We start from the raw sequence: 22,792 nt of genomic DNA, 5'->3' as shown, positions 1-22,792 counted from the left end.
CAAGTCAAACAACACTTTACCTTCGTTCAGGAGAAAACCATGGGTCAGTACGTCGCGCCAATCCGGGATATGCAGTTCGTTCTGCACGAATTCCTCAATGTCAGCGAAGAGTTCAAGAACCTGCCTGCCTACCAGGAAATCGACGCCGACATCATCAACCAGGTGCTCGAAGAAGGTGCGAAGTTCACGCAGGAAGTGCTGTTCCCGCTGAATCACAGCGGTGACCGCGAAGGCTGCCATTTCGACGCCGCCACCAAGGCCGTGACCACCCCGAAGGGTTTCAAGGAAGCGTACAAGCAGTACGTCGAAGGCGGCTGGGCCGCGCTGGCGTGCGACCCGGAATACGGCGGCCAGGGCCTGCCGGTCTCGCTGAACAACTCCTTCTACGAGATGCTGAACTCGTCGAACCAGGCATGGACCATGTACCCGGGCCTGTCGCACGGCGCCTACGAGTGCCTGAAAGAGCACGGCACCGACGAGCAGAAGAAGCTGTACCTGCCGAAGCTGGTCTCGGGCGAGTGGACCGGCACCATGTGCCTGACCGAAGCGCATTGCGGCACCGACCTGGGTCTGTTGCGCACCAAGGCCGAACCGCAGGCCGACGGCACCTACAGCATCACCGGCTCCAAGATCTTCATCTCGGCCGGCGAACACGACATGGCCGAGAACATCGTCCACCTGGTGCTGGCGCGCCTGCCGGACGCACCCGAAGGCTCGAAGGGCATCTCGCTGTTCCTGGTGCCGAAGTTCAAGGTGAATGCCGACGGCTCGATCGGTGAGCGCAACGGCATCGCCTGCGGCGCCATCGAAGAGAAGATGGGCATCCACGGCAACGCCACCTGCCAGATGAACCTGGACGGCGCGATCGGCACCCTGATCGGCCAGCCGCACAAGGGCCTGCAGGCGATGTTCGTGTTCATGAACGCAGCCCGCCTGGGCGTCGGCATGCAGTCGCTGGGCCTGACCGAAGTCGCGTACCAGAATGCGCTGGTCTACGCCAAGGAACGCATCCAGATGCGTAGCCTGTCGGGCCCGAAGGCACCGGACAAGCCGGCCGACCCGATCATCGTGCACCCGGACGTGCGCCGCATGCTGCTCACCGCTAAAGCCTTCGCCGAAGGCGCGCGCGCCCTGACCTCGTACATCGCGCTGCAGATCGACCGCGAACTGAACCACCCGGACGAGGAAGTGCGCAAGGAAGCCGCCGGCGAAGTCGCGCTGCTGACCCCGATCGTGAAGGCCTTCATCACCGACAACGGCTGGATCGCGACCTCGGAAGCAATGCAGGTGTACGGCGGCCACGGCTACATCAGCGAGTGGGGCATGGAGCAGTACGTGCGCGACGCCCGCATCAACATGATCTACGAAGGCACCAACACCGTGCAGTCGCTGGACCTGCTGGGCCGTAAGATCCTGATGGACAACGGCGCCAAGCTGCGCGCCTTCGGCGAGAAGATCAAGGCTTTCGTCGAAGAGAACGGCCTGGACGAGTCGATGTCGGAATTCGTGACCCCGCTGGGCGAACTCGGCGAGAAAGTCACCAAGCTGACCATGGAAATCGGCATGAAGGCCTTCCAGAACCAGGACGAAGTGGGCGCCGCCGCCGTGCCTTACCTGCGCGTCGTGGGTCACCTGGTGTTCAGCTACTTCTTCGCCCAGATGGCGAAGATCGCGCTGGCCAAGCAGGATTCGGACGACAAGTTCTACGCGGCCAAGCTGCACACCGCGCGCTTCTACTTCGCCCGCCTGTATCCGGAAACCGCGATGCTGATCCGCCAGGCACGTTCGGGTGCATCGAACCTGCTGGCCATGGACGCAGACCTGTTCTAACACACCATCACGTGGCCTCCGCTCTAATGGCGGAGGCCACGACTTATCCAAGGAAATAAGAATGTCCAATTTCATCGTCAAGAAAGTCGCCGTGCTGGGCGCCGGCGTGATGGGCGCGCAGATCGCTGCGCACTGCGTGAACGCGAAAGTGCCGGTCGTGCTGTTCGACCTGCCCGCAAAGCCGGAGCAAAGCTCCGGCGGCAACAAGAACGCCATCGTCCTGAAGGCCATCGAAGGCCTGAAGAAGCTGTCGCCGGCCCCGCTGGGCAACAAGGATGACGCGGCCCTGATCGAAGTGGCCAACTACGAAGACAACCTCGACGTGCTGGCAGGCTGCGACCTGATCATCGAAGCCATCGCCGAACGCATGGACTGGAAGCATGACCTGTACAAGAAGGTCGCTCCGCACATCGGCGCCAACGCCATCTTCGCCTCGAACACCTCGGGCCTGTCGATCAACAAGCTGGCCGAAGGTTTCGACGACGAGCTGAAGGCGCGCTTCTGCGGCGTGCACTTCTTCAACCCGCCGCGCTACATGCACCTGGTGGAACTGATCCCGACCGCGGCCACCCGTCCGGAAATCCTGGACCAGCTGGAAACCTTCCTGACCTCGACCCTGGGCAAGGGCGTGGTGCGTGCAAAAGACACCCCGAACTTCATCGCCAACCGAGTCGGCATCTTCGGCATGCTGGCCACCATCCACGAAGCCGAGAAGTTCGGCCTGAGCGTGGACGTGGTCGACGACCTGACCGGCGCCAAGCTGGGCCGCGCGAAATCCGGCACCTTCCGTACCGCCGACGTCGTGGGCCTGGACACCATGGGCCATGTGATCAAGACCATGCAGGACACCCTGCAGGATGATCCGTTCTTCAGCCTGTACAAGACCCCGGACGTGCTGGCCAAGCTGATCGAGAAGGGCGCGCTGGGCCAGAAGACCGGCGGCGGTTTCTACAAGAAGGTCGGCAAGGAGATCCAGCGCCTCGACTTCGCCACCGGCGAATACGTGCCGAGCGGCGCCAAGGCCGCCGACATCGTCGGCCGCATCCTGAAAGAGAAAGACCCGGTCAAGAAGTTCAAGGCCATGCGCGAATCGACCAACCCGCAGGCGCAGTTCCTGTGGGCGATCTTCCGCGACGCCTTCCACTACATCGCGTTCCACCTGGATACGATTGCCGACAACGCGCGCGACGTCGACTTCGCGATGCGCTGGGGCTTCGGCTGGAGCGTCGGCCCGTTCGAGACCTGGCAGGCCGCCGGCTGGACCCAGATCGCCCAGTGGGTGAAGGAAGATATCGACGCCGGCAAGGCACTGGTCAACGCACCGCTGCCAAGCTGGGTCTTCGAAGGCCCGGTCGCCGAAAAAGGCGTGCACACCGCGGAAGGCTCGTACTCGGCCTCGAAGAACGCCTACGTTCCTGCATCCGACCTGCCGGTGTACCAGCGCCAGCAGTTCCGCGCGCCGGTGCTCGGCTCGACCACCATCGATCCGAAGACCTTCGGCATCACCGTGTTCGAGGACGACTCGGTGCGCCTGTGGCACTCGGACGACGAAGTGCTGGTCATCTCGCTCAAGACCAAGATGCATGTTATCGGCGAAGGCGTGGTGAAGGGCCTGCAGCGTGGCATGGAAGAAGCGGAGAAGGGCTACAAGGGCCTGGTGATCTGGAATACCGACGCGGCCGAAGGCGGCGCCTTCTCGGCCGGCGCCGACCTGCAGTCGGCCCTGCCGGCCTTCATGATGGGCGGCGCCAAGGCCATGGAACCGATGGTGCGCCAGCTGCAGGACGTGTTCATGCAGATGAAATACTCGAACATCCCGGTGGTGGCTGCTGTCGCGGGCCTGGCCCTGGGCGGCGGCTGCGAGCTGGCGCTGCACGCGTCGAAGCGCGTGGCCTCGATCGAGTCCTACATCGGCCTGGTCGAAGTCGGCGTCGGCCTGGTGCCGGCCGGCGGCGGCCTGAAGGAAGCGGCCGTGCGCGCCTTCACCGAAGCCAAGGGCAACGACATCCTGCAATTCCTGAAGACCGGCTTCACCAACGCGGCCACCGCGCAGGTGTCGAAGTCGGCCCTGGAAGCCAAGGCCATGGGCTACCTGAAGGAAGACGACATCATCGTCTTCAATCCCTACGAACTGCTGCACGTGGCCAAGACCACCGCGCGCGCCATGTTCGACGCCGGCTACCGCGCCCCGGCGCGCCGCCCGATCACCGTCACCGGCCGCTACGGCTGGGCGACCATCCGCGGCCAGCTGGTCAACATGCGTGACGGCGGCTTCATCTCGGCCTACGACTACCACCTGGGCGACACCATCGCCGAGATCGTGACCGGCGGCGACATCGACCAGGGCAGCGTGGTGTCCGAGCAGTGGCTGCTCGACATGGAACGCAAGGCCTTCATCGCGCTGCTGAGCAATCCGAAGACCCAGGAGCGCATCATGGGCATGATGCAAAACGGTAAGCCGGTGCGCAACTAAAGCGACGACAGAACAGGACGACAAATCATGAGCAAACAACTTCAAGACGCATACATCGTCGCAGCGACCCGTACCCCGATCGGCAAGGCGCCGCGCGGCTTCTTCAACAAGACCCGCCCGGACGACCTGCTGGTGCACGCCATCCGCGGCGCCATGGCAGCCGTGCCGAACCTGGACCCGGCGCTGATCGTCGACGCCATCGTCGGCTGCTCGTTCCCGGAAGCGGAGCAGGGCTTCAACGTGGCCCGTAACGCGGTGGTGCTGGCAGGCCTGCCGAACACCGTGGGCGGCGTCACCGTCAACCGCTACTGCGCCTCGGGCATCACCGCCCTGGCGATGGCGGCCGACCGCATCCGCGTGGGCGAAGCCGACGTGATGATCGCCGGCGGCGTCGAATCGATGTCGATGGTCCCGATGATGGGCCACCACCCGTCGATCAACATGGAGACCTTCAAGGACGAGAACGTGGGCCTGGCCTACGGCATGGGCCTGACCGCCGAGAAGGTGGCCGAGCAGTGGAAGGTGTCGCGCGAAGACCAGGACGCCTTCGGCCTGGAATCGCACCGCCGCGCCATCGCCGCCCAGCAGGCCGGCTACTTCAAGGACGAGATCACCCCGGTGGAAATCGTCACCCGTACGCCGAACCTGGCTACCGGTGAGATCACCGTCAAGCGCCGCACCGTGGACCTGGACGAAGGCCCGCGCGCCGACGCCAGCATGGAAGGCATGGCCAAGCTGAAGCCCGTGTTCGCCGCCAAGGGCAGCGTAACCGCCGCCACCTCGTCGCAGATGTCGGACGGCGCCGGTGCGCTGATCGTCGTCAGCGAGAAGATCCTGAAGGAGCACAACCTGACTCCGCTGGCCAAGTTCTCCTCGTTCGCCGTGCGCGGCGTGCCGCCGGAGATCATGGGCATCGGCCCGAAGGTCGCGATTCCCGCAGCGCTGGCAGCCGCCGGCATCAGCCAGGACCAGCTGGACTGGATCGAGCTGAACGAAGCGTTTGCAGCGCAGGCGCTGGCCGTGATCCGCGACCTGGGCCTCGACACCTCTAAAGTGAACCCGATGGGCGGCGCGATCGCCCTGGGCCACCCGCTGGGCGCGACCGGCGCGATCCGCGCCGCGACCGTGGTGCACGCACTGCGCCGCAACAACCTGAAGTACGGCATGGTGACGATGTGCGTCGGCGCCGGCATGGGCGCAGCCGGTATCATCGAGCGCGTTTAATCATCAAGTAAGCAATGACCGCGTGGGCGGGAGAACCGTTTGCCCTGGTAGGGTGGGAGGGGTAATTCCGGGCAATGCCCGGAATTACGAACGCCCACGCGTCCAACCAGCCCAAGAATATCCGGAGACCCTGAAACATGGACATGCTGATCAACAAGGCCAACGGCCTCCTGACCATCGAATTCAACCGCCTCGAGCGCAAGAACGCGATCACCGCCACGATGTACCAGGCTATGGCCGACGCGCTGCTGGACGCGGAAAGCGACACCGCCGTGCGCGCCATCCTCATTGCCGGCAAACCGGAGATCTTCACCGCCGGTAACGACCTCGACGACTTCATGAAGAACTCGGCCCCGGTGCCAGGCGTGCCGGCCGAAAGCCGCCCGGTCTTCCAGTTCATGCGCGCCCTGCACGGTTCGACCAAGCCGGTGATCGCCGCAGTAAGCGGCGCCGCCATCGGCATCGGCACCACCATGTTGATGCACTGCGACCTGGTGTACGCCGCCGATAATGCGAAATTCTCGGTGCCCTTCACCCAGCTCGGCCTGTGTCCCGAATTCGGCTCCTCGCTGCTGCTGCCGCAACTCGCGGGCTACCCGCGCGCCGCCGAGAAGCTGCTGCTGGGCGAAGCCTTCGGCGCGCAGGAAGCGTTCGAGATGGGCCTGATCACCCGCGTGCTGCCGGCCGCCGAGCTGCGCGCTTTCGCCGAGCAGCAGGCCGCCAAGCTGGTGGCGCTGCCTGCCGCGTCGATCCGCACCACCAAGGCGCTGATGAAGCGTCCGCGCATCGAAGGCATCGAAGCCGCCATCGCCGCCGAGAACGAACGCTTCGCCGCCATGCTGCTGGCGCCGGAAGCGAAGGAAGCCTTCACCGCCTTTTTCGAAAAACGCAAACCCGACTTCAGCAAGTTCGACTAGGCAGTCTGGAGCAAGGCCGTGCTTGCCTGGGCGGCAATCGAAACACGGTTGCGCCCCAGCCGCTTTGCCTCGTACAGCTGGCAGTCGGCTTGTTCCACAAGCGCTTCCGGCGCTGGCGGAGAGTCGGCGTCGATGAGTGCAGTGCAGACGCCGAGGCTGACCGTTACCACGCTTGCGGGATTGCCGGCGTGTTCGATGTTGAGGGCGCAGACTGACGAGCGGATGCGTTCCGCGACCTGGAACGCTCCGTGTCCACTGGTCTCCGGCAGCAGAACGATAAACTCCTCGCCACCGTAGCGTGCCGGAAAATCGCTCGGGCGGTCCAGGCTGACAGGCAGGGCGGCGGCAATCTGTTGCAGGCAATTGTCGCCTGCAACATGACCGTAATGGTCGTTGTACTTCTTGAAGTAGTCGACATCGAGCATGATCAGCGAGAGCGGCTTGCCGGAGCGCGCCGCCCGCGCGATCTCCCGTTGCAGGGCTTCCTCGAAATGACGGCGGTTCGATATGCCGGTCAGCCCGTCGCGCTCCGCAAGTTCGGTCAGCGCGGCGTTGCGCTCCTGGAGGCGTTCGCGCGCGCTCAGCAGTTCTTCCTCGAGCTCGTCGCGGATGCGGATCTGCCGCACCAGGCGCGTCCCGACCAGGGCGAGCATGAGTACGACCACGCCGATCCCGCCGAACAGCTGCCCAGCCGAGGAACGCCATCCCGAGAGGATGTCGTCCTTGGCCACGCCGACGATCACCAACAGCGGATAGCTGTCCATGCGGCGGTAGCTGTACAGGCGGACAATGCCGTCGAGCTGAGCCGGCAGGGTCGCGTTGCCAACCGGACCGGTGCGCTTGTACTGCTGGTAGACCAGCCCGCCGGCGATGCTCTTGCCGATCAGCGTGTCCTCGAATGGCCGCCGGTAGGCGAGCGTGCCGTCGTCACGCGCCAGCACGATGGTCCCCTGTTTTCCAATGTCGAAGCCTTCATACAATTTGGCGAAGTACGCGATCCGGATGGTAGCAACGACCACGCCGGCGAAGCTCCCGTCAGGGCGATTGATCCGGCGCGACACCGGCAGGACCCAGACGCCCGTCGAGCGGCTCAGGATGGGCAGCCCGACATGGGCGCTGCGCCGTCCACTGGCCTTGTGAAAGCGGAAATACTCGCGATCGGCATTATTACCCTGCATGGCGTGATCGAGGGAATTGACGACCCAGTTGCCGTCGGCGTCATAGACGAGCACGCCATGCACTTCCTTGGCCTCCGCGACGACGTCGCGCAGGTATTTCCCGAGACGTTCGCCAGGTGGACCCGACCAGCCCTCGCGTTCGACCTGTGTCACGACGCTGGAGAGCACGGTGTCCGTGACCCGGATCGCCGTTTCTCCCTGGGCCGACAGCGCATGGGCCATGTTGGCGGTGGCGACTTCCGCCTCGCGCAGGCGCAGGTCGCGCCCGCGCCAGGTTTCCATCGCCTGCAAGCCGATGATCAGCACGCTGACACCGGCAATGAGCAGTGCCGCAAAGCGTGCTGCGGGCTTGCGTGCGGCGCGCAGCAGCGAGATATGGGGATCTGCGATATCGGAACGTGGCATGGCGCACCTCTGCGGATGCAGCCAGCATAACATGGTGATTTGATGTCTCTCAGAAACGCCAAATTAAAAGGCAGCCTGTTGTGCGCTGATGACGATCAAACACAGGTCTTCAAAGCAGGCAGCTAGTGTGCCAGGGTGTCAGCGGTAAGCCAGCCTGCGCCGGATGGCCACCATGCTTCCGCGGCCGCGCCTTCCGTAGACGTGAATGCTGGCGCGGATGCTGGCGGCCCGCTCGCGCATGCCCTTCAGGCCCAGTGACGCCGCGTGATGCAGGCGTTCCCTCGGGATGCCGCTGCCGTTGTCGCATATCCTGACCAGCAGGGATGCGTTGCGCATCGCGACCTGGATGATGATCCGGGTCGCGCTGGCGTGGCGCAAGACGTTGGTCAGCGCTTCCTGGCACATGCGCAGCAGTTCCCCTGCCACGAAGGGCGGCTGTTCGACATAATTCGCCGGATCGTGCAGCACGCTGCATGCGATGCCGGTGCGGCGCTGCAGGTCCTCCGCCTGCCAGCGCAGCGCCGCCACCAATCCCCCTTCCTCGAGTTCGGGCGGCCGCAGCAGCGCCGCGATGTCCTGCACCGCGGCGATCGCCAGGTCGACGCTCGACAGTACCGCCTGCAGCTCTTCGAGTATGCCGGAGGCAGGCGGCAGCCTGTCGGGTCCCGCGACACGATCCTGTAGCAGGCGCAGGTCGATCTTTGCCGCCGTCAGGATCTGGCCGAGCTGGTCGTGCACCTCGCGTGCCAGCATGCGCCGCTCGTCGTCGCGCACCCGCTGGACGGTGTCGAGCAGGGTGCGCAGTTCCTGTTGCGACTGCCGCAGGCGCAGCAGCTCGCCCTGGCGCCACACCGCATCGCGCCGCAGCCGCACCAGGCGGACGTTGGCCTCGATCCTGGCCACCAGGTCTTTCGAACTGAAAGGCTTGACCACGAAATCGTCGGCGCCTTCGCCCAGGGCCGCGACCCGCGCCGCCTCGTCGGCCTGGCCGGACAGCATGATGACGGGGACGGTGCTGAGGACTTCGTTCCTGCGCATCATGCGCAGCAGGCCGATGCCGTCCATGTCGGGCATCACCTTGTCGATCAGGATCACGTCGGGCTGGATCGAGGTGGCCAGCTCGAAACCTTCCCGCGCGTTGTGCGCTGCGTGGAAGGCGAAGCCGGCCCGTTGCAGGATGCGCCTGACATGGGCAACCAGCAGCGCCTCGTCATCGACGAGCAATACCCGGGTCTTGCCTGCCTCGGGGCCAGCCTGGCCCAGGCTCGGCGCCGTGTCGCGCAGCAGCGCCTGGGACAGCTTGTGCACGGCCAGCTCGAGCAGCGCCGCAAGCGAAGCGACATGCTCGGTATTGCGGAGCATGAACAAGGCCAGACCGCGCGGATCCCTGGAACCGCCTCCGCCAAATGGGATTGCCGCCAGGGCGCAAGGGCGCGTGCCGATCCAGGCCGGGCGGTCCGGCCCGATCTCGATGATGCGCGCTTCCCCGCCCTGGATGGCTGGCTCGCCCAAGGCCACGCCGCAGAGCTGCGTCACGTCGCCGGCGTGTGCAGGCGGCGGCCGTGCGCACCCGGCGTGCAGCAGCAAGTCCAGGCCTTGGTCGTCGTTGACCCGGTAGATCGCGAGGGCCTCCAGCTCGTCACGCAAGGACGCCAGCATGTGATTGCCCAGCGCGGAAAGCGCGTTCGGGACGGCCAGGTGCTCGACAAGACTGGCGAAGGCCAGCATCCTGCGGGCCGCGGCGTCACGTTCGCGCTTGCCGTCCGCCGGCGAGCTCATGGCGCTTTCCCCACGCCGTCAAGCACCTCCGACAAGACCTGCGCCAGGACGGTCTTTCCATAGGGCTTGTTCAGGAAGCGGATGTCCGGTCCCAGCTCGTCCTGGTGCCGCATGGCCTCGAAGGTGTAGCCGGAGCTCAGCAGCATACGCAATCCCGGCCGCATCGCGCGTGCGCGCCGGACAAGCTCGATGCCGGACATGCCGGGCATGACGACATCCGTGAACAGCAGGTCGAAGCGCTGGCCGCCGGCCAGCCGCGCCAGCGCTTCTTCGGCCCTGGAAGCCTGCGTGACCTCGCAGCCGAGCTCGCGCAACAGGGCATGGATATGGGCGCGCACGATCGGATCGTCCTCGACCAGCAAGACGGCGCATCCGCACGGCGGCCGTGCGCCGGCGCCGGCTTCGGGCGTGGGATGGATCTCGGGTTCGGCGTGCGCGCGCGGCAGATAGAGCTTGACCTGCGTGCCGCGTCCCGGCTCCGAGTAGATCGTCACGTCGCCGTTCGACTGCTTGACGAAGCCATAAACCATGCTCAAACCGAGCCCGCTTCCGGACGCTTCGTCCTTGGTGGTGAAGAAGGGTTCGAACACATGGTCCATCACGTCATGGGCGATGCCATGGCCATTGTCCGCGACCGCGATCACGACGTATTCGCCGGCCGGCAGCGGCTTGTTCAACTCGTTGTTCCGTTCCTCGATCTCGACCAGCAGGAGCTGGATGATCAGTTTCCCGCCTTCCGGCATGGCATCGCGCGCATTGAGGCAAAGATTCACGATCGCGGCTTCGAGCTGGGCGCGGTCGGCGTACACGCACCAGCGGTGCCCCATGTCCAGCAACTGGAGCTCGATGTTCTCGGGCAGGCTGCGCGCGATCAGGGGACGGATCGAGGCGATGGTTTCGCCGACCGCGAATATCTGCGGTGTCAGCGGCTGCCTGCGCCCGAACGCCAGCAGGCGGCGTGTCAGTTCCGCCCCGCGCTCGCCGGCCAGCTGGATCATGTGGGCGATGTCGCGCAGGTCGGGCTGCGCCTCGAGTGCGTCCATCAGCTCCTCGGCGCTGCCGAGGATGACGGTCAGCCAGTTGTTGAAGTCGTGCGCCATGCCGCCGGTCAGCCGGCCGAGCGACTCGAGCTTCTGGATTTGCAGCAGGCGCTGCTCCAGCGCGACCTGCTCGCTCAGGTCGGTCACCACGGACAGGATCGCGCGCGGCGTCCCGTCCTCGCGGCGCACCAGGATCCAGTGGACGTGGACCACGAACTTGCGGCCGTCCGCCGCCGAGTGCACCATGCGGCCGGAATAGTCGCCGTGCCGCATTAAGACCTGCATCGCATGCTGGAAGTCGGATGGCGCGCATTGGGCATACAGGGTCTCGCTCACTGCGCGTCCGATGACCTCGTCGCTGCTCCAGCCGTAGCGCGCGGCCGCGGCCTGGTTCCAGTACAGCACCCGGTTGTCGAGGTCGCGCACCAGGATGGCGTCGGTCGCGTAGTCGAGCATTTCGGCCTGCATTCGCAGGCGCGCCTCCTGGCGCTTTTGCTCGGTCAGGTCGGTGATGCTGCCGACCATCCGCTGCGGCTTGCCCTGCTCGTCGATGACCATGAAGCAGCGATGCAGCACATGGCGCTCGACGTTTCCCGGCAGGCGCAGCCGGTATTCGGTGGCCCAGTTCTCGCGCCCGGCCGTTACGCCCGAGCGCAGGCTCGCGCCGACCCGCTCGCGATCCTCGGGGTGGATGCAGGCCTCCCAGTCCGCCAGGCGGGTGGAGCGCGCCAGCACGCTGCCGAGCGGTTCCAGCGCACTGCGGCTGCACCACAGGGCATCGTCGGCCATGTTCCAGTCCCAGACCACGTCGTTGGTGGCGCGTGTGACATAACGCAGCCGCTGCTCGCTCAGGGCCAGCGAATCGGCCATGCGCTTGAGCTCGTACGAACGCAGCACGATCTCCGCTTCCAGCCGGGTGGTCTTGGCCCGGGAGCCATCGGGATCCGACGGCCTGTGCGCCAGCACGTAATCGGTGATGTCTTCGACACGGTGGATGATGAACATGACGCGTCCATCGGCATCGAGGACGGGAGAGTTGACCGGGCTCCAATAGCGTACTTCGAAGCCGCCTCCCGGCCGGCGAATCGGGTAGCGCTGCACTGCCATCACGTCGAGCACGCGGGTCTGCCTGACACGCTGCAGCGAAGCATTCAGTGCGGCGACAGGGCTGTCGTCGTCGTCGGGATCGTCGGGGAACACGTCGAACAGGGGGCAGCCGACGATCTTCTCGCGCGTGACCATGGTCGCCTCGAGATAGGCATTGCTTGCCGCGACAATGCGGAAGCTGTCGGGAGCCAGCACCAGATAGAGCCCCGGAGCGGACTCGAACAGCAGGCGGAACTGCTCCTGCGCCTGCGCGGCCTCGTCGGGCGGGGCCACGGCGCCGGCAGCGGGATCGAATCCGAACATGGCGTCGCCGCCGCTTGTCGCGCCGGCGCGTGCCGATACGCCGTCCACGAACAGGTCGGCGATCGGGTCCAGCCCGTCTTCGCCGGCAGGATCGCGCGGGCGTGCACCGGCGACGGCCAGCACGAAACTGGCCTGTTCCGTTCCGTGCCTGAAGCTGCGCCGGACCGCCCGGTAACTGCGCAGGCCGGTATGCTCGGTCAGTTCGCGGCAGGCGGGGGGCAGGGGGCTGGTGCGCAGGTCCGGCAGCGCGTAATCGTCGGCGTCGACCTGGGCTTCGAGCGCTTCGAGCGCGGCGTGGACAGCCGGGTTGTCCCCCGTACAAAAACGTTGTGGAGCCTTGCCGTCAGGCAGGTATAGGCTGAGCATCGCCCAGTCGTCCCCGGACGTGGTCAGCGCCAGCCCTGCGGCTTTCTCCATCCTGGCTGCGTCGTTCGACATGCTCGTTCGTCTTCCTGGACGCTTTGCGTAAATGTCACTAATAATTTCACGATAGCACAAGGCTTGGAGCATGCACGTTACGACAGGATGCGCTCATGCGCGCAGCGCGGCCAGGATGTCGACGAGCGCGTCGACCCGCATCGGCTTGGTGAAGTGGTAGTCCATGCCCGCCTCGACAATGCAGCAAGGGATATCGCCGCCGCTCCATGCCGTCAGCGCGGCAATGCAGGCCTGCGGCCCCCAGGATTGTTCGCGCATGCGGCGCGCCGTTTCGCAACCGTCCATGCCCGGCATGTCAAGGTCGAGGATGACGAGCTGGGGGCGAAGCGCTTCGCCAAGGGCGAGCGCCTCGCTGCCCGAATAGGCAACCTGCACGGTGCAATCGAAGACCGACAACAGGGTCGCCAGGATATCGGCGGCGTCCACGTTGTCGTCGACGACGAGGACGCGGGGCGTTGGCTCATGCAGGAGCAGTTGGTCCAAGATGGTGTCCTGCTGGCGAAAGCATGGAATGAAACCGTGCAGCTTACCGGGACAAGGGCTGACGGCGAAGTCGAACAGATTGCGACTGCCGTGTCGTGAACACTGCCTTCGTTGGCGGCAGAAACAGGGGACTGGGCGGGAAATCGTCCAGGATTGCGGCAAGGTTCTTGCGGATTGGTATGCCGATGCGCCGTCATCGACAGCGTGTCGTATGGATTGCGTCACGATGTCACTACCTTGCTCATCGCGCCGCGCAGGCGGAATCCTTATCATCGCAATCTTTACAGTACGGGCGTCCGGCACAGGATTCGAATCAGGCAGCATGAGAATTTCATTTTTGATAACATCGTCGCACATGATATTTTCCTTACCTGGCGATCATCAATGATCAGAGTTGTCATCGCAGACGATCATCAGTTGGTGCGCGAAGGCGTCAAGAAGGTATTGTCGGTCGACCCGGACATCGTGCTCGTAGGGGAGGCTGCGGACCTGGAGTCGACGCTGGCCGTGCTCGAAAGCACGGAAGCCGACCTGCTGCTGCTCGACCTCACCCTCAGCCCCATCCACGAACTGGATGCATTGCGGACGGTCGTCGCGCGCTTTCCAGGCGTCCGGGTACTGGTGCTGAGTTCCCACAGCGAGGAACGTTTCGGCATTGCCGTCCTCAAGCTGGGCGCCGCAGGCTATATCCCGAAATCGCTGACCGTCGACGTGGTGCTGAAGGCCATTCATCGCGTCCATGCCGGCGGAAGCTACCTGAGTGACAAGCTGGCGGACATGCTTGTCCATGAAGTGTCTTCTTCCCAGCCCCGCCACGCCCACGAGCGCCTTACCGACCGCGAGCTGCAGGTCTTGCGCTTGCTGGCATTGGGGCATCCGGTCAAGCAGGTGGCGGCCAAACTCGACATCAGCATCAGCTCGGTCAATACCTACCGCAGCCGCATCTTCACAAAGCTCCTGATCAGGAGCAATGCCGAACTGATACGTTACGCAATCCATCACGGCCTGGTCAGCTGAGCCTGCCGACGACGCCTGTCGCACCAGCTGCCACATCCGCGTCAATTTTTTCGCAGTGATAAATATAAAGTCGAAGCGTTAAAATCGGCGATGCTCCATTTTGCAACTAGCCTTCTCCCTATCCACCTGCCGGCTGTTGCGATGACCGAACGCATACTCCAAGCACCTTCCATCCTCCTGATCGACGACGAATCCTTTTCCCGGGACATCGTTTCTCATGGCTTGGCGGCATGTGGGCCGCATAAATTCCAATTCACGCAAGCGCCGGCAATGGCTGTCGAGCTCGCCAAGGAGATGACCGCCACGGTGGTACTGGTCGACATGCGCATGCCGGAAATGGATGGCTTCGAAGTCACGCGCCGTCTTTGCGCGGACAAGGAGACGGCGCATGTTGCCGTGATTGTCTTGTCGTCGGAAGACAACCCGGACATGAAAGCCCAGGCCTTCGAGGCCGGCGCCAGCGACTATCTGGTCAAGTGGCCGGATCCACGCGAGCTGGTCGCACGTGTGCGCTACCACAGCAATGCCTGCATTGCCCGGCGCCAGCTCGATGCTGCGTATACGTCGCTATGTCGCAGTCAGGAGGAGCTGGCGGCAAGCCAGTCGGCCTTGCTCCAGTCACAAAAAATGGAAGCCATTGCCCAATTGACCGGCGGCGTGGCCCATGATTTCAATAATGTATTGCAGATCATTGGCGGCAATCTGCAGTTGCTAAAGCTGAGCAATGGCGTCAATGAACCTGGTCTGACCCGTGTGGAAGCGGCAATGTCAGGCGTAAAACGTGGAGCAGAGCTGGCCTCGCACTTGCTGGCTTTCGCGCGCCGCCAGCCGCTTCAAGCAGTCGCCACGAATCCCGAACATCTGCTGCTTGAGATGGGTGTCATGATGCGGAGGATGTTTGGATTGAGTCCAAATGTCATGACAGAAGTCTCCCATGGGCTGGGGAATATCATGGTAGATCCGAACCAGCTGCACAATGTCTTGCTGAACCTGTCCATCAACGCCCGCGATGCCATGGCTGGCCGCGGCACCTTGCGCATCCGGGCCGCCAATATCGGTCCGGAGGATAGCTTGCCTCCCGACGTGGCAGCCGGCTCCTGGGTGATGATCGAGGTTGCCGATAACGGCGCGGGCATGACGCCGCAAGTGATGGCTCGTGTCTTCGAGCCGTTTTTTACGACAAAACCGCCCGGGCAGGGCACTGGCCTGGGTTTGTCGATGGCCTACGGTTTCGTCAAGCAGTCGGGTGGAGAGATTGTCTTATCCAGCGTACTGGGAGAAGGTACGAGCGTCAGGATCTACCTGCCGCGGACCGATGTCGAGCCGATCATCCAGGAAGTGCCGGTGGCGACGCGACTGGAGGGCGGCCCGGAAACCATCCTGGTGGTCGAAGACGAGGAAAATGTACGCAAATCAACGTGCAGCAGTTTGTCGATACTGGGTTACCAGGTATTGCAGGCTTCCAGCGCCGCCGGTGCGCTGGAGATTATCGACAGCGGCCAGAATATCGACTTGGTGTTTACCGACGTGATCATGCCCGGGCCGGTGAGCAGCCTGCAATTGGGCGAGGCCGTGCGCACACGTCTGCCGCACGCACGGATCTTGTATACATCGGGATATGCCGAAGGCGTGCTCACCCATGAAGGCAGGCTGGATGCGAACGTCAATCTCTTGCCGAAACCCTATGACTTGAACGCACTCAGCGCGCACATCCGCCACCTTCTCAGGCATGAGAAGGATGCGCAGATGGAGCACACCTAAAAATCGTAGCGGATGCCGACAGCAATGGCGTGGCCGCCACTGATGTCGGCATCGAAATCGTCCAGGCCTCCGCGGCGTGGCGTGAGGACGGCGGTAGTGCCCTCACGGTAGTACTCGGCGAAGAACTTGAGATCGTCGCGGAGTTGATGGTCGACACCGACATGAACGATGTTGTCGCCATAATTTTCCACTCTTGCGAGCATCAGCTTGACGGCCGTCTTGGCCATGGCATAGCTGCCGAAGAGGTTGATGGCCTTGTTGCCGTCGCTGGAAAAGCTGCCGGGCTGACGATTTCCCGAATCGAATCGCTCGAACTTGGCTGCCAGGTAGAGCTTGCCGGCCTGGTGGCTGAGGGACAGCCCATACAAGCGGTTGCGCCCGTAACCGGCGTCGCCCCGGTCATCGATGCCTGCGGCAAGGCGGGTGTCGCCGAAGGTATAGGTAGCGGCGATTTGCCGGCGCCGCGCATCGATGCGCGAGGTCGAGCGTGCATTGCCGCTGCTGCCGGTATATCCCGCACTGAGCGAAAACCCGGCGACTTCCGGCGTCGAGTAGGAAAGCGTCTGGGCGACGCGAAAGACGGTATAGGTCGCAAAGCCGCTGTAATAGGTGCTGAACATGTCCACCGGCGCCGCGACTGCATTGTAATAGGGCATCCACTGCTGGCCCCAGGTGATCGTTCCGAACCTGCTGCGTAAGCCGAGGTGGGCGAGCCTGATCCGCTCCCCATGGGGACGCTGGGCATCGCCCTGGTCGTAGGGATCGCGCATCCTGAAGTTGGCCGAATCGACAGGCAGTTCCAGTTGTCCCGTCAGCGCCAGTTCGGCGCCCAGCGGATGGTCGATCTTGATGCCCACCCGCGAATAGGCATCCCTGACACCCGCATAACTGTCCAGGCGCGCGTCGCGATCCGGACGGACCGCTTCGACCTGGGTGCGCAGCGATGCGTAAAAGTCGATAGCGGGAGCATCCTGGGCCGCTGCCTGGGTCCAGGCCAGGCAGCCCGCCAGTCCAAGTGCCAGGCTTCCCGATAAAAAACGCGGTGTCGACATACGTGCTCTCCTAGGCTGCAACGAGGTGGGACGGCACGCTCATGACCTCGAGCAGCAGTTCGCTGACGCCATCCCACACGATCTGCACCCCAAGGCACAGCAGGATGAAGGCGGTCAGGCGCAGGAAGACGGCGGTGCCGGCTTCGCCGATCAGGCGCAGGAAGTGTTCCCCGTAGCGGAAGGCGAGATACAGCAGCACGCCGATGAGCGCCAGCGCCAGCAGGGCGCCGCCCATGCGCGCCAGCGACAGCACCATCCGGACATCGTGCAGGGAAACGCCCACGGTGATAGCGACCGAGATCGAGGCTGGACCGCAGCTGATGGGGAAGGTCAGCGGATAAAAGGCCTGGCGGTGCGCATGGTCGGGTGTGTACGCCTCGGCCAGGGCGGCGCGGCTGTCGGGCGTGGACGGGGTCGCCCCCAGCAGGCGCCAGGCCACCGAGGCGAGCAGCAGGCCGCCGCCGATGCGGACGATGGGCAGCGAGATGCTGAAGAAGTCGAGCACATAGGAACCGATCAGCATCGATCCCGTCATCAGCCAGAACATGTTGCGCGCGATACGGCGCGCCAACAAGGTGCGGGTCGCAGCCGAGGCGCCATCGGTCATGCTGAGGAAAATCGGCGCTGTGGCTGCCGGATTCAGGATCGGCAGCATGGTTGCCAGCACAAACAGGAAGCCCTTGGCTGCTGCCAGCAATAATTCGATTGTCATGACAATTTCTGCGAGTTACGACAAACCGCATCGCAACAAAGTCCAATACGCGAGTATAGGACGAAGGCAAAAATCGTGACGCCCCGCTGCCGGCTTACATTGGCTGCACCAGTCGGTCGCCGACGTACACGCGATAGCGCCGGATCCGGCCTGTTACGGTATCCGGCCCCTGGCGCGGCGTGTAGCGCAGTCCGGCAATATCGACCGCTGCGCCAAGATCGATGATCAGCCGCGCCGGCCCAGCGGGCGTCTCGCCCTTGCTGTAGGCCGTATGCCAGTAGTCGCTGGCCTGGCCGTTGATGGCATTCAGGGCGCCGCCGTCTTCCTTGTGCGCTTCTTCGCTGCTGGCGTAGGCAATGGTCCAGGTGCTCTGGTTCATCGGCTTGCCGTCCAGGCCGAGCAGGGCCAGTTCGGCGACGGCCGCATGCGGCTTGCCGTCGAAGGTATCGACCACTTCCAGGCATAGCTGGCGTCCGCGCGCCGGCTGTTCGAACCTGGCTTCCTGGGTGGCGGGGCCGCCGGCGAACTGCCCGGCATGCACCGGCGCCACGCCCGCCAGGCGCGGACGCGCCGTGCTGGCCGGACGCGCCAGGTCGCGCTCGGGGTGCAGTTCGTCGAGGATGGGCGTGGTGCGCCCTTCGATGCGGCTGGCGCGTGGTCCGGTGAGGTCGAGCACCACGACCTCGTTGCGGCCGGCCCTGATCCAGGGACCGGGCAGGTACATGGTCTGGGTCGGGCCGATGCTCCAGTAGCGGCCCAGGCAGCGGCCGTTGATCCAGACGATGCCCTGGCCCCAGCTCGACATGTCGAGGAAGGTGTCGGCCTGCTCCTTCACGTCGAAGCTGCCGCGCCAGAACGCCGGGCCGGCAACGCGCTTGGCCTGCCAGCGCAGCGGCGGCAGCTCGCCGTCGTCGCCGAAGTCGATGGCGCGGATGTCCCAGCCGCTCAGTTCCTGGGCGGCGCCGTCCTTGGTACGCAGCAGCACCGGGCCCTGCAGTCCCTTGCGGTCGTGGACCTCGACGCCGAAATTGACGCGGGCGATCGTGTACAGCAGGATCTCGACCCGGGTGGGCTGGGTGCGCGCCGGCAGGTCGACGCCGAAGCGGCGGTGGCGCGTGTCCATCGTGCCGACCAGGCGTCCGCCGGCGTAGACCCAGGCCAGGTCGCGCGCGTTCGCGGCTTCCAGCCTGGCCGCCGGGCCGGGCGGCAGCACGATGCTGTAGGCGACCAGGCCGCGGCTGATGTCGTACTGTTCGATGTTGCGCGGCGACGCGTCCCGAATCACCGCTGCCGGCAGGTTCGCGAACACGGGCGCGGTCTCCTTCAGCGCAAAAGCGGGGATCGCCATCACTGGAAGGTGTGCCGGCGCCTCGGGCAGGGTTTCGCCGGGCTCCAGGTGCCTGCCCAGGCATTCGCGGTAGGTACGGAATTTCTCGCCCAGCCATCCCGCCTCGCTGATCGGAGCATCGTAGTCGTAGCTGGTCGTGTCGGGACGGAAGGGGCGGTCGCAGCCGCCCCACAGGCCGAAGGTGGTGCCGCCGTGCGCCATGTACAGGCTGAACGAGCCGTTCGCCTTCAGCATGGTGTCGATGTCGCGGATGGCGCGTGCATTGTCGCCGCGCTTGTGCGGCGTGCCCCAGGTGTCGAACCAGCCGGAATAGTACTCGCCGCACATCAGGGGCCCTTGCTGCACCGCGGCCAGCGCCTTGAAGCCCCGTTCCGGGTCGCTGCCGAAGTTGGCCACCGAGAGCAGTTCCGGGATGTGGGTCTTGGCCACCGCATTGGTTGGATTGCACTGGAACAGCGGGACATCGAAGCGCGCGTCGAGCAAGGCCTGGCGCATGTCCCGCATGTAGTCGCGGTCGTCGCCGAAGAAACCGTATTCGTTCTCGACCTGCACCATCAGGATCGGGCCGCCCTGGCTCACCTGCATCGGCGCCAGCACCCGGCCAACCTCCTTCAGCCAGCGCCGCGCCGGCTCCACGAAGGCCGGGGCGCGGCTGCGCAAGAAGCTGTCGCCCGGGTGCTTCAGCAGCCACCAGGGCAGACCGCCCATTTCCCACTCGGCGCAGGCGTAAGGACCCGGACGCAGGATCACCCACAGGCCTTCCGCCTGCGCCATGCGGCAGAATTCGGTGGCATCGCGCTGGCCTTCCCAGCGGTAGCGACCTTCGCGCCATTCATGGTAGTTCCAGAACAGGTAGGCACAGACCGTATTCAGGCCCATCGCCTTGATCGCTTTCAGCCGGTGTCCCCAGTATTCACGCGGTACCCGGGCGAAATGCATCTCGCCGCAGCGGATCTGCAGCGGTTTCCCGTCCAGCAGGAAATCCTTGTCGCCGATGGCGAAACGGGGCGATGCGGCAGTGGTACTCGGCACGTTCAGTGCCAGGGCGGTGCCGGCGGCGGCGCCCAGAAAAGTGCGGCGCGATGGATGAAGGGGCATGGCGGGTCCTGGTCGAAGGCATGTGCCCTTCATGGTAGTGGAACGCGGCGTGCCGGAGCGCGGTCCGGCCACAATACTCATCAGCTTGATTCCGGCCACGCAGATTTGCAGTGTAAGGTAGCCGGATTCACGTGGAGAGATGATGAGAATCCTGCCGATCGGCGTATCGCTTGCCTGTTCCGTCCTGCTGTGCGCATGCGCAGGCTTGAAACAACAGCAGGCCGTGCGCGTCGTCGAGGTGGCGGACGGCTGGGCGGCCAATTCGGTCAATGCCGTGGTGTTTCGCAAGAACTCGCTCGTCACGCACGAGGGCAGCCAGTACATCGCCTTCTACGACGCCGCGGCCAGGCTGGTGCTGGGCAAGCGTGGCCTGGGCGAGCTTGCGTGGCAGCTGGCGCCCACCCAGTACCTGGGCAAGGCCAGCGACGCCCATAACAGCATCAGCATCATGGTCGACGGCGCAGGCTTCCTGCACGTGGCCTGGGACCACCACAACGGTCCCTTGCGCTACGCGCGCGGCACGGCGCCCGGCGCCTTGAGCCTCGGCCCCCAGCAGGCGATGACCGGGCGCGGCGAGAAGTCCGTGTCCTACCCGGAGTTCTACCGCATGCCGGACGGCGGCCTGCTGTTCCTCTACCGCGACGGCGGTTCCGGCCGCGGCAACCTAGTGATCAACCGCTTCGATCCGCACATCCAGTCCTGGCAGCGCCTGCAGGACAATCTCCTGAGCGGGGAAGGCCAGCGCAACGCCTACTGGCAGGCTTTTGTCGACAGGGCGGGGACGCTGCACCTGTCCTGGGTATGGCGCGAGTCGCCCGACGTCGCCAGCAACCATGACCTGGCCTATGCCCGTTCGCGCGACGGCGGCCGCACCTGGGAGCGCAGCAAGGGCGAGCCTTACCGATTGCCGATCACGGCAGGCACGGCGGAAGTGGCGGCGCATATCCCGCAACGGAGCGAATTGATCAACCAGACCGCCATGGCCGCCGACGGCGACGGTAATCCGGTCATCGCCAGCTACTGGCGCGACGCCGGCAGCGCCGTTCCGCAATACCGCGTGGTGCGCCACGATGGCCAGGGCTGGCAGTCGCAGGACCTCGCCTTTCGGCGGACGGCCTTCTCGCTGTCCGGCCTCGGGACCAAGGCGATCCCGATCTCGCGTCCGCAGATCCTGGTCGGCAGCAGCGGTGCTGCCTGGCTCGTGTTCCGCGATGCGGAGCGCGGCCACAAGCTGTCCGTGGCCTGCACGCCCGATTTGCGCGGTGGCCGCTGGCAGGTGAGCGAGCTGCTCGAGCGCGCCATGGGGGGCTGGGAGCCGAGCTTCGACACCGAATTGTGGCGCGGCGCCGGCCAGCTCAACCTCTACCTACAAACCGTCCACCAGCTGGACGCCGAAGGCGTCGTCGCTACCGCTCCGACCAGGGTCGGCGTCCTCGAATGGACGCCGGTCTGCCCACCCACACCATGAACGACATGAATACAAAAAAATACTTCACCGGCATGCTGCTTGCGCTGGGCCTGGTTCTGGGCGGCTGTGCGACCCCGCAGAAATCCGACACCGGCGTCAAGCGCGGCGAAGTGCTCGCCATCATCGACAAGGTCAACACCCATTGGCAGGCGAAGACGCCGGCCAAACAGTGGGCCTTCTGGGACGTGGCGGCCTACCACACCGGCAATATCGAAGCCTATCGCGTGACCGGCAACGAGCGCTATCGCCGCTATTCCGAGGAATGGGCCGAGCACAATGCCTGGATGGGCGCGAAGTCGCCGGACAAAGCCAGGTGGAAGTACAACTATGGCGAAACCGATGAACACGTCCTGTTCGGCGACTGGCAGATCGCCTTCCAGACCTATGCGGACCTGTACCAACTGGATAAAGACCCCCGCAAAATCGCGCGCGCCCGCGAGGTGATGGAATACCAGATGAGCACCCCCAACAAGGATTACTGGTGGTGGGCGGACGGCCTGTACATGGTGATGCCGGTCATGACCAAGCTATACAAGATCACCGGCAATCCCCAGTACCTCGCGAAGCTGCACGAGTACTACAGCTATGCCAACAGCATCATGTACGACCCGCAGGAACAGCTGTACTACCGCGACGCCAAGTACGTCTACCCGAAGCACAAGAGCGCCAGTGGCAAGAAGGATTTCTGGGCGCGCGGCGACGGCTGGGTGTTCGCAGGGCTGGCCAAGGTGCTGGCCGAACTGCCGGCAAGCGACCCGCATCGCGCCGAGTATGTCGAGCGCTTCCAGGCGATGGCGAGGGCCGTGGCGCGCAGCCAGCAGCCGGAGGGCTACTGGACCCGCAGCATGCTCGACCCGGCCCACGCGCCCGGACCGGAGACCAGCGGCACCGCCTTCTTCACCTACGGGATGCTATGGGGGATCAACAACGGCCTGCTGGCGCGCGACGCCTACCTGCCGGTCGCGCAGCGCGGCTGGCACTACCTGAGCACCGTCGCCCTGCAAGCGGACGGCAAGGTCGGCCACGTCCAGCCGATCGGCGAGCGCGCGATCCCGGGGCAGATCGTGAACCAGGACTCGACCACGCCTTTCGGGGTGGGGGCCTTCCTGCTGGCCGCGGCGGAGATGGCGCGCCTGGCCGACCGATAAGCAGAGGCGAA

The 22,792-nt window shown here is 64.8% G+C and carries 15 protein-coding genes; 8 read left to right on the top strand and 7 right to left on the bottom strand.

The genetic code is table 11. The annotated features are described in order from the left end of the window. Positions 1 to 39 precede the first annotated feature (39 nt). The 4 genes from FG94_RS06545 to FG94_RS06530 all read left to right on the top strand — a co-directional run bounded on the left by FG94_RS06545 (position 40) and on the right by FG94_RS06530 (position 6,444). Positions 40 to 1,830 (top strand): acyl-CoA dehydrogenase C-terminal domain-containing protein, encoded by a 1,791-nt coding sequence (locus FG94_RS06545; protein WP_036208687.1) that lies wholly within the window; start codon positions 40 to 42, stop codon positions 1,828 to 1,830. Between the two features lie 61 nt (positions 1,831 to 1,891). After that, entirely contained in the window at positions 1,892 to 4,303 is a 2,412-nt protein-coding gene (locus FG94_RS06540; RefSeq protein ID WP_036208684.1) for a 3-hydroxyacyl-CoA dehydrogenase/enoyl-CoA hydratase family protein, read from the top strand. A 27-nt stretch (positions 4,304 to 4,330) separates the two neighbouring features. Further along, on the top strand, positions 4,331 to 5,527 hold the full coding sequence (locus tag FG94_RS06535; RefSeq protein ID WP_036208681.1) for an acetyl-CoA C-acyltransferase: 1,197 nt from the start codon (positions 4,331 to 4,333) through the stop codon (positions 5,525 to 5,527). A gap of 137 nt (positions 5,528 to 5,664) precedes the next feature. After that, the gene (locus FG94_RS06530) at positions 5,665 to 6,444 is read left to right on the top strand and encodes an enoyl-CoA hydratase (protein ID WP_036208678.1); all 780 of its coding nucleotides are present in this window, start codon (positions 5,665 to 5,667) and stop codon (positions 6,442 to 6,444) included. Here the strand turns inward: FG94_RS06530 and FG94_RS06525 are convergent. From FG94_RS06525 to FG94_RS26475, 4 genes are all read right to left on the bottom strand, one after another. Then, on the bottom strand, positions 6,441 to 8,027 hold the full coding sequence (locus tag FG94_RS06525; RefSeq protein ID WP_036208675.1) for a sensor domain-containing diguanylate cyclase: 1,587 nt from the start codon (positions 8,025 to 8,027) through the stop codon (positions 6,441 to 6,443). The two genes, FG94_RS06530 and FG94_RS06525, sit on opposite strands and share 4 nt — an antisense overlap. A gap of 138 nt (positions 8,028 to 8,165) precedes the next feature. After that, the gene (locus FG94_RS25875) at positions 8,166 to 9,806 is read right to left on the bottom strand and encodes a response regulator (protein WP_051996295.1); all 1,641 of its coding nucleotides are present in this window, start codon (positions 9,804 to 9,806) and stop codon (positions 8,166 to 8,168) included. After that, positions 9,803 to 12,694, bottom strand: coding sequence for a PAS domain-containing hybrid sensor histidine kinase/response regulator (locus FG94_RS25870; RefSeq protein WP_051996294.1), 2,892 nt, complete (start codon positions 12,692 to 12,694; stop codon positions 9,803 to 9,805). Before FG94_RS25870 ends, FG94_RS25875 begins: the two co-directional genes overlap by 4 nt. Before the next feature lie 93 nt (positions 12,695 to 12,787). After that, the gene (locus FG94_RS26475; protein ID WP_081925847.1) at positions 12,788 to 13,534 is read right to left on the bottom strand and encodes a response regulator; all 747 of its coding nucleotides are present in this window, start codon (positions 13,532 to 13,534) and stop codon (positions 12,788 to 12,790) included. A gap of 27 nt (positions 13,535 to 13,561) precedes the next feature. On the opposite strand from FG94_RS26475, the gene FG94_RS06505 reads away from it, so the two are divergent. Both FG94_RS06505 and FG94_RS06500 read left to right on the top strand, forming a co-directional pair. After that, the gene (locus FG94_RS06505) at positions 13,562 to 14,194 is read left to right on the top strand and encodes a response regulator transcription factor (protein ID WP_036208669.1); all 633 of its coding nucleotides are present in this window, start codon (positions 13,562 to 13,564) and stop codon (positions 14,192 to 14,194) included. 141 nt (positions 14,195 to 14,335) lie between these two features. Continuing rightward, positions 14,336 to 15,955 (top strand): response regulator, encoded by a 1,620-nt coding sequence (locus FG94_RS06500; RefSeq protein ID WP_036209282.1) that lies wholly within the window; start codon positions 14,336 to 14,338, stop codon positions 15,953 to 15,955. Here FG94_RS06500 and FG94_RS06495 read toward each other — a convergent pair. The 3 genes from FG94_RS06495 to FG94_RS06485 all read right to left on the bottom strand — a co-directional run bounded on the left by FG94_RS06495 (position 15,952) and on the right by FG94_RS06485 (position 20,165). Beyond that, positions 15,952 to 17,007, bottom strand: a complete 1,056-nt coding sequence (locus FG94_RS06495; RefSeq protein ID WP_036208662.1) for a porin — start codon at positions 17,005 to 17,007, stop codon at positions 15,952 to 15,954. The genes FG94_RS06500 and FG94_RS06495 overlap by 4 nt on opposite strands. A gap of 10 nt (positions 17,008 to 17,017) precedes the next feature. Further along, complete coding sequence (locus tag FG94_RS06490; protein ID WP_051996292.1) at positions 17,018 to 17,719, bottom strand: MarC family protein; 702 nt, start codon at positions 17,717 to 17,719, stop codon at positions 17,018 to 17,020. Positions 17,720 to 17,813: 94 nt separating this feature from the next. Beyond that, complete coding sequence (locus tag FG94_RS06485; RefSeq protein WP_036208659.1) at positions 17,814 to 20,165, bottom strand: beta-galactosidase; 2,352 nt, start codon at positions 20,163 to 20,165, stop codon at positions 17,814 to 17,816. A 142-nt stretch (positions 20,166 to 20,307) separates the two neighbouring features. Between FG94_RS06485 and FG94_RS06480 the strand changes: the two genes are divergently transcribed. Both FG94_RS06480 and FG94_RS06475 read left to right on the top strand, forming a co-directional pair. Further along, positions 20,308 to 21,633: a BNR repeat-containing protein gene (locus FG94_RS06480; RefSeq protein WP_051996291.1), complete on the top strand. Its 1,326-nt coding sequence runs from the start codon at positions 20,308 to 20,310 to the stop codon at positions 21,631 to 21,633. 5 nt (positions 21,634 to 21,638) lie between these two features. Next, positions 21,639 to 22,781, top strand: coding sequence for a glycoside hydrolase family 88 protein (locus FG94_RS06475; protein ID WP_200879953.1), 1,143 nt, complete (start codon positions 21,639 to 21,641; stop codon positions 22,779 to 22,781). Positions 22,782 to 22,792 lie beyond the last annotated feature (11 nt).

Origin of the sequence: Massilia sp. LC238, from assembly GCF_000735635.1 — a bacterium.
Classification (GTDB): Bacteria; Pseudomonadota; Gammaproteobacteria; order Burkholderiales; family Burkholderiaceae_D; genus Telluria; species Telluria varians.
The sequence above is the reverse complement of the archived record's forward strand: the minus strand, read 5'-3'. Positions and strand labels throughout refer to the sequence as shown.

Excerpts from the sequence above, each read along its gene's own strand:
- FG94_RS06545 (WP_036208687.1), top strand. The coding sequence starts at position 40 with ATGGGTCAGTACGTCGCGCCAATCCGGGATATGCAGTTCGTTCTGCAC.
- FG94_RS06540 (WP_036208684.1), top strand. The coding sequence starts at position 1,892 with ATGTCCAATTTCATCGTCAAGAAAGTCGCCGTGCTGGGCGCCGGCGTG.
- FG94_RS06535 (WP_036208681.1), top strand. The coding sequence starts at position 4,331 with ATGAGCAAACAACTTCAAGACGCATACATCGTCGCAGCGACCCGTACC.
- FG94_RS06530 (WP_036208678.1), top strand. The coding sequence starts at position 5,665 with ATGGACATGCTGATCAACAAGGCCAACGGCCTCCTGACCATCGAATTC.
- FG94_RS06525 (WP_036208675.1), bottom strand. The coding sequence starts at position 8,027 with ATGCCACGTTCCGATATCGCAGATCCCCATATCTCGCTGCTGCGCGCC.
- FG94_RS25875 (WP_051996295.1), bottom strand. The coding sequence starts at position 9,806 with ATGAGCTCGCCGGCGGACGGCAAGCGCGAACGTGACGCCGCGGCCCGC.
- FG94_RS25870 (WP_051996294.1), bottom strand. The coding sequence starts at position 12,694 with ATGTCGAACGACGCAGCCAGGATGGAGAAAGCCGCAGGGCTGGCGCTG.
- FG94_RS26475 (WP_081925847.1), bottom strand. The coding sequence starts at position 13,534 with ATGTGCGACGATGTTATCAAAAATGAAATTCTCATGCTGCCTGATTCG.
- FG94_RS06505 (WP_036208669.1), top strand. The coding sequence starts at position 13,562 with ATGATCAGAGTTGTCATCGCAGACGATCATCAGTTGGTGCGCGAAGGC.
- FG94_RS06500 (WP_036209282.1), top strand. The coding sequence starts at position 14,336 with ATGACCGAACGCATACTCCAAGCACCTTCCATCCTCCTGATCGACGAC.
- FG94_RS06495 (WP_036208662.1), bottom strand. The coding sequence starts at position 17,007 with ATGTCGACACCGCGTTTTTTATCGGGAAGCCTGGCACTTGGACTGGCG.
- FG94_RS06490 (WP_051996292.1), bottom strand. The coding sequence starts at position 17,719 with ATGACAATCGAATTATTGCTGGCAGCAGCCAAGGGCTTCCTGTTTGTG.
- FG94_RS06485 (WP_036208659.1), bottom strand. The coding sequence starts at position 20,165 with ATGCCCCTTCATCCATCGCGCCGCACTTTTCTGGGCGCCGCCGCCGGC.
- FG94_RS06480 (WP_051996291.1), top strand. The coding sequence starts at position 20,308 with ATGAGAATCCTGCCGATCGGCGTATCGCTTGCCTGTTCCGTCCTGCTG.
- FG94_RS06475 (WP_200879953.1), top strand. The coding sequence starts at position 21,639 with ATGAATACAAAAAAATACTTCACCGGCATGCTGCTTGCGCTGGGCCTG.